We start from the raw sequence: 12173 nt of genomic DNA, 5'->3' as shown, positions 1-12173 counted from the left end.
CCAGGGTTTCTATTTTTATCACTGCGACTGTTCGATTCCCGCGTCCTCGATGTCACGCGGGCGATCCCTCTTCCGGCGTCTCTGACCACTTCCCACGATCACGATGATTCAAACACCGAAAATGGATCGACCGTGATCTCGCGAGACAGCGACGCCTACCAAACCGCCCTCGGCTGGTTGGTCGACCGAATTGATTACGAAAAACTGGCAGCCCCCGGTTCCCGCTACCGTTTCACCTTGGAACGGATGCGTGATCTGATCCGGCGACTGGGCCATGGTCAACACCTGAGCATCGAGCCAACGGAAGACGCGGAACACACCCCCTCCGTCGGTGAAACGCCTTCCAACAATTCGTTCCCTCGGCCAAATCAAACCTCAACCAACACCCGCTCGAATGATGGGCAAGCGGATGCGAAGGGTGGCCAAGCGGAGAGTGGGCTGAACACTGTCGAACGTGCCCAAAAACAAGTCCAAATCGTGCATCTCGCGGGAACCAAAGGCAAGGGAAGTGCAGCCACGATGGTCGCCGCGCTGCTGCACGCGGCGGGTTATCGAGTCGGCCTGTACACCTCACCCCACTTGGTGCACTTGGAAGAGCGATTCCGGGTCGACGGTGAAATCGCCACCCCCGAGGAGATGATCGGGTTGATCGATTCCATGCGTCCGATCGTCGACGCGATGACGGCGGCTCCCATCGGCGGCCCCTCGTTTTTCGAGCTGACCACCGCGATGGCGATCGAACACTTCCAGCGACACCATTGTGACGTCTGGGTTCTGGAAACAGGTTTGGGCGGACGCCTGGACAGCACCAATGTCTTCCAAAGCCACGCCACCGCAATCACCAGCATTGGGCTGGATCATCAACACGTGCTGGGCAACACGGTTGAGTTGATCGCGGCAGAAAAAGCCGGCATTTTTAAACCGGGCATTCCGGCCATCAACGGCGTCCCCCCCGGTCCGGTTCGAGATGTGATCATTCAAACGGCGGAGCAAATCGGTGCTCCGCTGAAGCATTTGGGCACGGAGATCCAAATTGATTCGGAGATTCAAATTGAAACGGATTCGGAAACCAGCCCGAACTGGGGCAGCAGCTTCCGCATCCAAGGCCTCCGTGATTGGATGCCTGCGGAAACCAAGATCGAACTGAAACTCGAAGGCGCCCACCAGGTTCACAATGCCGCCATCGCGCTGGCGTTGGTGAATTCATTGCCCGAGATCGCCCCCCAACTTCTTCCCGAACAACGCATTCACGAATGCCTCGCCTCGCTGCAAATGGAAGCTCGTTTGGAGCGGTTCGAATTGCCGGGCGACCGGATCGTGCTGCTCGACACGGCTCACAACGCGGACTCGATCGAAGCGATGCTGAACGTCGTGAACCACCGCATGCATGGTCGTCGAAAACAGTGCTTGTTTGGCACCAGTGCCGACAAAAACGTGCTGGCAATGTTTCAGCGAATGCAGCCTCACTTCGATCGCTGGACGCTGACTCGATACGAAGGCAACCCGCGTTTCGTGCCCGTCGCTGATCTGCACCAAGCGGCTATCGAGGCGGGCCTGCCCCCGGAACAGATCACACAATCCCCGACGCCCATCGCAGCGATCCAGCACGCGGTTGGCTGCCTGGCGGCCCATGAAGTTCTGGTCATCTGCGGTTCCTTCTTCTTAGCCGCAGAACTTCGGCCCTGGCTGGTCCAACAACGCGATCAGCTCGCCGGTTCACCCGAATCGGAAGATCCCTGGTTGGATTCGCCCCGCGTCTCGCCTTCCTCCACCGGCTCATCGAGCGGCTGAATTCCGATTCGAGCAGCACGCTCTTCCCATCGTTTCCGTGCGTACTGCTGCAAATCCACTTGCCGGTCTGACTCGTCCACGATTTCCAGTCCGAGCAGCGTTTCCACCAAATCTTCCAGGGTCACCAAGCCAACAATGCTGCCGTACGAATCGCTGACCATCGCCAAGTGATGGCGACCTTCCAACAAGATTTCCAGCAACTTTGGCAGCGGACGATTGTGCCGCACCACCGCGACCGGACGCGAAAACTCTTTGAGCGTTCGGCTGGATTGCCCTCGCGTGTGGGCGAGCAACAAATCGACTTTCAACACAAATCCTGTGATCCGATCCAGCTGCTGATCGTAAATCGGAATTCGCGAGACCGGCAGATCCACGACCTCATCACTTTGGGTCGGGGCACCGGGATCCGAGGAACCGTCACCGCCCGCCTCGGGTTCGCCTGATTGTTCAGGCAGCGTTTTGCTTAACAATTCGCCCACCGTCATCGTTTCAGGAAAAGCGATGATGACCACGCGTGGGGTCATGATGTCCTCCGCCGTCAAATCAGGCAGTCGCATCAAGGACTGAAACACGCGTGATTCGTGATCGTCCAACACACCCTGCTGAGCCCCAATTTCCGCCATCGCCGACAACTCATCTCGGGTGAGCGTGTGCTGACCTTTGCCGCCTGACAACAGCTTGGTCAACTGCTCACTCAGCCACACCAACGGGTAGAGCAGGACGATCAAGTAGCCCACCGAGGTCGCCACGAACGGGCCGAGCGAACGCCAGTGCAACGCACCAATCGTTTTGGGAATGATCTCACTGAAGATCAAAATCAGCAGTGTCATCAAAGCACTGGCAATGCCGACCGCATGACCACCGTACGCCGTGTCGCCGTACAACTTGGATGCTTCCGCACCAACGCCGGCAGCTCCAATCGTATGCGCAATCGTGTTCAAGCTCAAAATTGCAGCCAACGGCCGATCAATGTTGGCTTTCAATCGGCTCAAACGTTTCGCAGCAATCGGCTTGGTCTTGTTCAGCGTTGCAATGAACGAAGGCGTGATCGATAGCAACACGGCTTCGGCAACGCTGCAGTAAAAAGAAAAGCCAATCGCAGAAACGAGGTAGATCAACAGAAGCATGAACAACAAATTCAATGAGAAGGAGACGGGCCTCAGGGTTGCCATCATACAGCACCCGCCAGGCTGGTAACCGCCCACTGGAGCGTTCAATTCGATCACGGTTTGGGCTCCACCAAACACCCCGGTCGCGATTTGGTCCGGTTTCTCGGGCCGCCGGGATTGTTTAGTTTCCCAAGCTCTCTTTCGCTTGGTTTCCGCCCCATCACCTTTCGCCGAGTTCGCCATGGCTGCCCAACCGATTCCATCCGGCATCGTCGTCACCGGTGCCTCCAGCGGCATCGGCCGGGCGATCGCGATCCGATTGGCGGAATCCGAGCGAGCCGCACAGAGGCATTCACGCCTCCTGGTTCACTACTGCCGCAATCGGGAAGGCGCCGAATCCACCGCCGAAGCCATCCGCACAAGAGGCCAAGACGCCCACATCGTCGCCGCGGATCTGGCTGATTCAGATGACGTGCACCGACTGGCCCAGGAAGCTTTTGAGAAACTCGGCAGCGTGCAGACTTGGGTCAACAACGCCGGCTTGGATGTCTTGACCGGCGAGGCCTCGGATTGGTCGTTCGACGTGAAGCTTCAACACCTGCTGGCGGTCGATCTTCAAGGCACCATCGCACTCTCGCGTTTGGTTGGCGCTCGGCTGCAACAACAATCCATCGCGCGGGCGGCTGACGATGGCGTCGTCCCCTCGATGATCTTCATCGGATGGGACCAAGCTCCGCTGGGAATGGAAGGCGAGGCTGGCATGATGTTCGGGCCTGTCAAAGCCGCGGTGATGGCATTCTCCGCGTCACTCGCACAAACCTTGGCGCCCCACGTGCGCGTCAACACAGTCTCACCTGGCTGGACCCAAACAGCCTGGGGAGAGACCACTTCCGGCTACTGGGACGACCGAGCGAAACATCAATCGCTGATGCATCGCTGGGGCAAACCACAGGACATCGCCGAAGCCGTTGCCTACTTGGTCGCACCCGAAAACAGCTTTGTCACCGGGCAAAACATCAATGTCAACGGTGGCTGGAATCGCCGCTTTGTCGCTCCACCAACATCTGATCAATCAGATTTGTGATCTGATCCGCCGAGGCCTCGGGGGTTCGATCCGCAACCGAACGCCGGGCTTGCAACCGCATTTCCAGCCGCTCGTCGGAGTTCATTCTTGAAAAAGCATTCAGCGCGTCGCTCAACGAGTCCGCTTGATCGATCTCGACCACCCAACCGTTTTGCTCCGCGCTGTTCAGCCGGTCTCGAATCAGCGTCACAACGGCTTGCGCCCGATCGTTTCCGATCACAACCAACCCGCTGTGCAAGGCTTCGTCGACCACCAACCCCCACTCATCGCCGCGGGTTGGAAAGAACATGACTTCGTGATCGCGGTACGCGTCGCGAATTTGTTGGGCGTCGCAATTTCCTCGCCAATCAACCGTCAGGTTCGACGGCGTTGGAACAGCCCGCAACTGGTCCAACAACGGACCGCCGCCAATGAGGGTCCAGTCAACATTCAGTTCAGGCGATCGCTGGGTGACTTCGATCATGGTTGCCAAGGCTTCGCGAACACCTTTTCGGTCGATCAACTGACCGACAGTCAACACGCGAACCCGTTCCTTCGACTGGCTGACCAACTCCCCCGTGTAAATTTTGGTGGGGTCGGCGGAGTACTGGAACGGAGCCAATCGTTTTTCCGGAACTCCCAAATCGATCAACCACTGCTTGCACTCGGGACCGTGATGGGTCACCCGGTCGGCCTGCGACAGCAGCAATCGCCGCTGGATTCGCCGCAACCATCCCGAGCGACTGGCTTCGATCCAGGGCGATGTGCTCACAGCAATGACCAACTGACACCGGCGTTTCCGCAACCCAAACCATCCCGACCGAGCGCAGTGAAACGCCGACATCATGGATCTCACACCCAACTCGGTCGACACCACGACATCGGCCTTCGCTCGCTTCAACTGCCGCAAAGTGTCGATCGGAAAGTGAACGTAGTTGACGTCGGAGTAACCACCTGGGTGATGATCCACCCGAGTCCGAGTCCAAGTTTTCTGCTGCCGAACATCGAGCCCGCCATCATCGGGCTTCCACGTTCGATTGCCTTCCATGGCAACGGAGATCAAGACAATCAATTGACCAACGCGCTGATCCCACGCTTGAGCAATGGCAACTGAATCAGGTGCGAAAAAGTTGCGTAAATTGACGACCGTCGCCGTGGAAGCTCGCTTCATGATGTGCCCAAAACCCCGCCACGTCCTAGAGAATCGGTCGATGTTTCAGCAGCATCGCGTTGCGAACGCTCTGCTTCCACCGCATCCAGCTGCCGAGCATCGACCAACACCGGGTAGAAAATGCACGTCATCCAAACAAGGGTGCATGGACCGGGAAAGATTTCCAACACCGTGTCCTCGGTCATGCACGACAGAATGGTGAAAGCCGAAAACGCGCGGATCAACAAATGCTCTCCGACGAACACGAGGCAGACATTCCAAAACAACAACCCAGCCATCAATGCCCCCGCGATCAATCCGCCCGCCAAAGACGCATGGAGCACTGCATTGTGCGTGGCCTGCGAGTACTCCAACATCAGGATCGGGGCCGCATTGAAACCGTGCCCCACGATCGGACGCTCCCAAATCAATCCGATTGCTTTCGCCCAAATCTCGGAACGCCCGGTTCCGCTGGTGATCTCCTCCGCATCGCCTGACTTGGAAACCTTTTCCAACACCTTCCCGACAAATTGGTCCTCGCGCCCAGTCGCATAGACAAAGGTCATTCCGACAACGCCTAGCAACGCGATCAAGGCGATTGCGGAAACTCCCACGCGACCTCGCAAATGGTCCAAGAACAAGACGCTTACCCCAAACGCCCCCGCCAACAGCGCGGTGCGACTCCAAGCCAAGTAAGCCGCCAGTGCAAAACAAACCGTCAAGGGAAGGGCAACGTTCAATCGCAACGTGCCACTGCGAAACATGTACAGCGTTGCAATCACGCCAAGCACCATCGCTCGTCCCACCGCATTGGGATGCGCCGTCCCCGACATCCGATTGACCACCAAACCATCGGCCAACAATTCAGGAAAGGAACCGTACTTCGGCACGAACACGAACAAGAACAATGCCAGCGCCATCGTGGCGGTCACACCGACCAAGATCGCGGTGACGACCCCACGCAAACCAATCGTGAACAACGCGACGACGAGGAACACGACGTAGGCGAAGTTGATCAGCGCAGCAGGCAGCGACGAACCGCTGATCGCGATCGGCGTCGCCAATCCAACCAGCATCAAAATGGCCAACACAACCAGGGGAGGCATCGTCGTCAAGGTTTGGCGAACGTTCGCAGACGTCAGCAGACCATACGCACCGACCAGGAACGCCGCTCCCGCCACAATCAACTTGCAAGCGACCCGGATGTCCAGACCGACCGTCATGGCCGTCGCATCCGAACCAATATCCAGCGGCCCGAAGAAGGTCGATAGAGCGACCACGCACCAAGACGAGATGGACAAAAACGAACTGTTCATCCAGGCCGAGCGAATTTGCTGAGTGAGTTGCAGCATAGTGACGGGAAATTAGCTCACGGACATCAGCGGAGATCACCAAACAAACGGTGTTCCAGCATAATTGGCCGCCCGACTCTTTCGCAGGCGTGTTTTGAAGTTCGTCGGCCCAAACGAGTCTGGCCGCCCTTTTTCTGCTGTTTTGCCTGCCCCAACCGCTGGCATGACCGCTGGGCAGGTGTCAGCCAAGGCGAACCCGCCTCCCCAGAGGGAGTCTCCAAGTCATTGCAGCGTCTCCCGCCCGAGTGAGCCCAGGATGGTGAGCCCAGGCAGGCATCTCACCTGACAATGCACGGCCGAATCCCCGGTGTTCTCGCGAGGCAGATCCAGCGACGGTATCGCTCCCCGCCAATTCCGCCCCGGTCGCGTTTTCGGGTTGCCTTCCGCATCTGGGCACCGAAGTTTAGAATCCGCCAAAACGGGTTCCGAAACCAGGCGTTTTGCCGCGGAACCTCCTCCCCATCACCCCTATGCAACCGAGCCGCCTCGAATGACTGCATCAGCCCAAGGTGTGCAAACCACTTCCGCCCGCCAATCTTCCGCCAGCAACCCCGAACGGGTGTTCAATTTTTCGGCGGGTCCGGCCACCATGCCCGAATCGGTGCTGCGGGAAATTCAGGACGAGATGCTGTGTTACCCCGGCGCGGGCGCGTCGATCATGGAAATCAGCCACCGCGACAAGCTCTTCGTCGATGTGCTGCATGATGCAGAATCAACCATCCGTGAATTGTTGAACGTCAGCGACGACTACTCGGTGATGTTCATCCAAGGGGGAGCCTCGCTGCAGTTCTCAGCGATCCCTGCCAACTTGCTTCGCGGAAGCGGCAAACGAGCCCAGTACGTCCTGACCGGGTCCTGGGGCAAAAAAGCGATCAAGGAAGCCCAGAAAGAAGGCGACGTCGACGTTCTCTTCGACGCGGCGGAATCGAATTACGACCACGTGCCCTCGACGTCCGATTTGGTGTGCCCCGACGACGCGGCGTACATGTACTACTGCAGCAACGAAACAATTCAAGGCGTTCAGTTCCCGACCGAACCAAACTGCCCCGACTCGGTGCCCTTGGTCAGCGACGCTTCCAGCGATTTCCTTTCTCGCCCACTGCCGATCGACAAATACGGTTTGCTTTACGCCTGTGCTCAGAAGAACGCAGGACCTGCCGGCGTGTCCGTCGTGATCATGCGGAAGGATCTGCTCGACCGAGCCGATCCCAACATTCCTGGCTACCTGCACTTCAAGAACCATCACGACAACGATTCGGAATGGAACACTCCACCGACATTCGCGATCTACGTGCTCGGCAAAGTCGCCCGTTGGCTTCGAGATGACATGGGCGGCCTGGAAAAGATGGAATCCATCAACCGCGAAAAATCACAGCAACTTTACTCGGCGATCGATTCCAGCAACGGTTTCTACCGTGGCCACGCACAAACGGATTGCCGCAGCTTGATGAATGTGACGTTCAATCTGCCCAGCGACGAACTGACCGCGAAATTCATCGCGGAAGCTGCGGAGCACAAACTGGCCGCTCTCAAAGGCCACCGCAGCGTCGGCGGCATCCGAGCGAGCATCTACAACGCGATGCCTCGCGAAGGAGTCAACACCTTGGCTTCGTTCATGAACGACTTCGCCAGCAAGAACAGCTAGTCAGCCTCCCTGAACCATCCATCCCCAACCTTCAATCTCAATCCCCACCATGCATCGCATTCTCGTTCTGGATGATATCGCCCAAGAAGGCATCGACTTGCTCGAAGCCACCGAGGGAATCGAATACGAAATTCGCACCAAACTCAAAGGCGAAGAACTTCGCCAGTCGCTCAATGAGTTCGATGCGGCGATCCTTCGCAGTGGCGTGACCATCACCCCGGAATCACTGGAAGGCAACACGCGTCTGCGAGCCTTGGTGCGCGCCGGCGTCGGAACCGACAACATCGATAAACCAGCCGCGACGCGGCGCGGAATCGTGGTGATGAACACGCCCGCTGGCAACACCGTCAGCACCGCCGAACACACCTTCGCAATGCTGCTCGCCATGAGCCGCAACATTGCCGCGGCCAACCAAAGTTTGGTCGAAGGCCGTTGGGACCGCAAGAAATTCATGGGCACCCAGGTCGCCGGCAAAACACTGGGCATCGTCGGCATGGGCCGCATCGGTCGTGAAGTCGCCTCGCGTGCTCAAGCCTTTGACATGGACGTGGTCGCTTTCGATCCCTTCCTGACCGACGACCAAGCCGAATCGCTGAAGGTTCGCCGCGTCGGAACCGTCGACGAAATGCTTCCGCAAATCGATTACTTGACCGTCCACACGCCGCTGACGCCCGAAACTCGCGGCCTGATCGGCATGGAGCAACTTGAAAAGGTCAAACCGGGCCTGCGAATCATCAACGTCGCTCGCGGTGGCATCTACGACGCCGAAGCAATGGTCGAAGGCTTGAAATCTGGCCAGCTCGGTGGGGTCGCGCTCGACGTCTACGAGAACGAACCCTGCACGGACAGCCCTCTGTTTGGCATGCCCGGCGTCGTCTGCACACCGCACTTGGGTGCCAGCACCGAAGAAGCCCAAACGCAAGTCGCCGTGGAAGGCATTCACCTGCTGCTGAACTACCTCCGCACCGGTGAGATTCGCCACAGCGTCAACGTGGCATCGCTGGACCCCAAGACATTGGCCGAGCTTCGTGGTCACCTCAACGTGGCTCATCGCTTGGGATTGTTCCTCAGCCAACTGCACGGCGGTGGCATCGATCACGCTCGCCTGACATTCCGCGGCGAAGTCTCCAGCAAAGACACGCGAGTCCTCAACAATGCGTTCTGCGCTGGATTGTTGGAACGTGTGGTCGAAGACGCCAACGTGATCAACTCAGAAATGCTGCTCCGCGAACGCGGCATCGAACTGACCTGCGAACGCGTTGGCGACAAAGGTGCCTTCACCAGCAGCATCACCGCGGAAGTCAGCGGCAACGGCAAAACCGTCCAAGCCGGTGCCGCGATTCTCGGCCACGAAATGCCACGTTTGATCCTGGTCAACGGTTACCGCCTGGAATCCTTCCTGGACGGCAAACTGTTGGTCTTCGTTCACAAGGACGTTCCTGGGATCATCGGCCGCGTCGGCACGACGTTTGGCAGTCATGGCGTCAACATCGCCCAAATGGCGGTCGGACGCGAAGGCGACGCCCCCGGCGGTTCCGCCATCGGCGTGCTCAGCCTGGACGGCGACGTGCCACCGGAAGCACTCGATGATTTGCTCGCCATCGACGCGATCACCGAATGCCAAGTCATCGACATGCCGGCGGCCGGTCAATTGCCCAGCTGGCTCAGCTAAGCCACGCTTGAGGCGTGAGTGTCAGGCTGTCGTCGTGGACACGTGTTGCTAAGGAACGCGTGAACAACAAGTGACGATGTTAGCGGTGCGGCGCAAGCCGCCCGGTGATGAACCGGAGAGCTCGCGCCCTTCCGCTTCATTACCTGTTGTTCACGTGGTCCTAAGCCGGTGGGCAGGAATACTGGGGCAGAATCATGTGAGCCGTTTGGGCGTTTCAACCAACATGGACCAAGCAAAGAAGGCACGGTGAATTTCACCGTGCCTTCTTTCGTTTGATTTCGTTTCTGCTTTGAGTCCGCTGTGGCTCGTGTTCTCAGCGAACAATTCGGGCAGCGGAAGTGGCCAACACGTGAGGCGTGTCGATCCCTTTCAGGTACCCACTTTCGCCCGTCACTCGAATGGTGGCTCCCAAGTGCGAATGCACATCAACACCGGGTGCCGGAGTCACATAGGCCAACGTGCGACCACCACGGTCGGTGATGGCGTACGGTGGACGACTTGGATCGGCGGAGTAAACCTCAACCAGCGTTCCTTCGTGAACCGGTAACGCAGCGGGTGCCGCACTGGGCACTTCGTGGGAAACCGTTGCAATCTCTGGAGCCTGCTGCGCAGACGGAACAGCATTCATCGCCGCACGCGGCATGCTGCCATTGATTCCAGCCGCTGCTGTGGCCATGGAAGAAATCGGTGTGACTGGTGACGGGATCGTGGGAACGGGTGTCATCGGCGTGGGAAGTGACATCGTCTGCACGACGGTCTCCCCATCACGTCGTTGAGCAACGACCTGATATTCGCGGCAACGAGTCGCCAAGGCATGCAACTGCAGGCGTTCAGCGGCTTCAGCTACCAATGCGACCTCAGGTGCCGATGCTCCTCGCGCCATCAGCTTGGAAAATAGAACTGGCAACATGCTCACATCGGCTTGGGCAACATCTCGCTGGACCTGTTCGATTTGAGCCGCTGCGATGGTTCGCAACTTCGGAGGTGCCGCAGGAAACGTTGCCGAGACTTGCTGAATTCCCGAAGGCGGCGTTTGACTCCACCCTCCACTGGTCGTTGCCAGGGATCCATTTCCATCAACCATCCGGGGACGCGACGTGATCGTCATTCGTGAATCACGCATGCTCGATTCGGCGGGATCATCCGCCGGCGCGAGCGATGGTGCCGCCGCAAGGTTTGCAGCTGACTGAGCAGCAGCTCCTGAATTGGGTGCAACCCCACTGCCCACGACATCACTGTGGACGGGTTCTTCATGACCCACCCTCGCGATGCCTTGCGACATCGCGGCTGCGCTGGCGACCCGGTGCTCTTCGATCGGCACCAAGTCAGGGATGCGACGACTGGACTGAGTGACCGGTTCCAGGTCCGCCACGTCGCTGGAACCTCCGCCGACCAGTGATTCCAAGCCGCGAGCAATCCGATCCGAAAGGCTACGAGGATGATGTTCAGCCTGGGCAACCACTTCGGCGCCAGGATGAGCCTGTTCTTCACCGCGGCTCAACCGAGCCACCCGATCCGCCAATTCACGGCGAGGATGAGAGCGCTCCAGACTTTCAGTTCGAGACGGGGAGTCGGTCCGCAAATCCCAATTTTCGTCAGCCACGTCTGCTTCGAATTGCGACATCGCAACGCGGGGTTGCTCCCCAGCTGGCGTGGGTGTGGGTTCGGTGTTGCCATCAGGAATGAACATGTGCTGAGCCGGTTCCGGTCGTTTCAGACTCGCGACCAACGCTTCCGCCGTGGCAGCCGTTTGGTCCTGGTGAATCCAACGAAACTCGCCCGAAGGAGGCACAATGCGATACCAGGTTTGCGGCCCATCGGGCCCTTCGCGTTCGCTGCTGCCAACGATGGTGATCTCTTCGCCTGCCCCCAATTGAACCTGCCATCGATAGCGACGGGCTCGCCCAAGGTTGGTTCCAATCCAGGCAACGGTTTTGTCTTCGGTGACGGTCGCGGTCCCCAGGACATCCGCCCCGGACGATTGCTTCGAGTTGCTGGGTTGATTCAGTTTGACCGCATCCGCGTCGACCCAACAAAAGCTTTCTTCGACAGGTCGCACGCCCAACCAACCATCGCTGGTTTCAACGTAAACTTCGAGTTCTTGCCCGTGTCGAACAGGATCGGTTTTGTAGTATTCGCCCGACGGCCCACAACGAAGATGCGCCTCGGTATCGGACACAAATACCAAGTAGGGCTGGTTGACCGTGTTGGCAGAGGTGTCTTGGCCGTCCGCAGATTCGACGAAGGTCGTGAGACAAGCCAGACCGGCGCAGAGAACTTTCAACGCACGAGACGATAGCGTCCCTGGATGCGACGGATGGGTGGCGGTGTGTTCGTTCATCAAAACACTGCGTGTGACGCGGAAAACCGGGAGGTACCGTCCACAGACCA

Annotated in this window: 8 protein-coding genes; 4 read left to right on the top strand and 4 right to left on the bottom strand. The window is 58.5% G+C overall.

The genetic code is table 11. The features are described from left to right. The first annotated feature begins 132 nt into the window (after nucleotides 1-132). Nucleotides 133-1791, top strand: a complete 1659-nt coding sequence (locus PSR62_RS11330) for a bifunctional folylpolyglutamate synthase/dihydrofolate synthase (protein WP_274407854.1) — start codon at nucleotides 133-135, stop codon at nucleotides 1789-1791. On the opposite strand, the gene PSR62_RS11325 is transcribed toward PSR62_RS11330, so the two are convergent. Beyond that, nucleotides 1704-2918, bottom strand: coding sequence for a CNNM domain-containing protein (locus PSR62_RS11325; RefSeq protein ID WP_274407853.1), 1215 nt, complete (start codon nucleotides 2916-2918; stop codon nucleotides 1704-1706). The genes PSR62_RS11330 and PSR62_RS11325 overlap by 88 nt on opposite strands. Nucleotides 2919-3141: 223 nt before the next feature. Between PSR62_RS11325 and PSR62_RS11320 the strand changes: the two genes are divergently transcribed. Then, complete coding sequence (locus PSR62_RS11320) at nucleotides 3142-3984, top strand: SDR family NAD(P)-dependent oxidoreductase (RefSeq protein WP_274407852.1); 843 nt, start codon at nucleotides 3142-3144, stop codon at nucleotides 3982-3984. Here PSR62_RS11320 and PSR62_RS11315 read toward each other — a convergent pair. Together PSR62_RS11315 and PSR62_RS11310 are read right to left on the bottom strand one after the other, a co-directional pair. Continuing rightward, the gene (locus PSR62_RS11315) at nucleotides 3923-5134 is read right to left on the bottom strand and encodes a glycosyltransferase family 4 protein (protein WP_274407851.1); all 1212 of its coding nucleotides are present in this window, start codon (nucleotides 5132-5134) and stop codon (nucleotides 3923-3925) included. The two genes, PSR62_RS11320 and PSR62_RS11315, sit on opposite strands and share 62 nt — an antisense overlap. Continuing rightward, on the bottom strand, nucleotides 5131-6429 hold the full coding sequence (locus PSR62_RS11310; protein ID WP_274407850.1) for an O-antigen ligase family protein: 1299 nt from the start codon (nucleotides 6427-6429) through the stop codon (nucleotides 5131-5133). Before PSR62_RS11310 ends, PSR62_RS11315 begins: the two co-directional genes overlap by 4 nt. Nucleotides 6430-6955: 526 nt before the next feature. Between PSR62_RS11310 and serC the strand changes: the two genes are divergently transcribed. Together serC and serA are read left to right on the top strand one after the other, a co-directional pair. Next, on the top strand, nucleotides 6956-8110 hold the full coding sequence (gene serC, locus PSR62_RS11305; protein WP_274407849.1) for a 3-phosphoserine/phosphohydroxythreonine transaminase: 1155 nt from the start codon (nucleotides 6956-6958) through the stop codon (nucleotides 8108-8110). Nucleotides 8111-8159: 49 nt separating this feature from the next. After that, nucleotides 8160-9782: a phosphoglycerate dehydrogenase gene (serA, locus tag PSR62_RS11300; RefSeq protein WP_274407848.1), complete on the top strand. Its 1623-nt coding sequence runs from the start codon at nucleotides 8160-8162 to the stop codon at nucleotides 9780-9782. Nucleotides 9783-10095: 313 nt separating this feature from the next. On the opposite strand, the gene PSR62_RS11295 is transcribed toward serA, so the two are convergent. Continuing rightward, nucleotides 10096-12123, bottom strand: coding sequence for a hypothetical protein (locus PSR62_RS11295; protein ID WP_274407847.1), 2028 nt, complete (start codon nucleotides 12121-12123; stop codon nucleotides 10096-10098). Nucleotides 12124-12173 lie beyond the last annotated feature (50 nt).

Origin of the sequence: Rhodopirellula sp. P2, from assembly GCF_028768465.1 — a bacterium.
Classification (GTDB): domain Bacteria; phylum Planctomycetota; class Planctomycetia; order Pirellulales; family Pirellulaceae; genus Rhodopirellula.
This window is presented reverse-complemented; position numbering and strand designations above follow the sequence as displayed.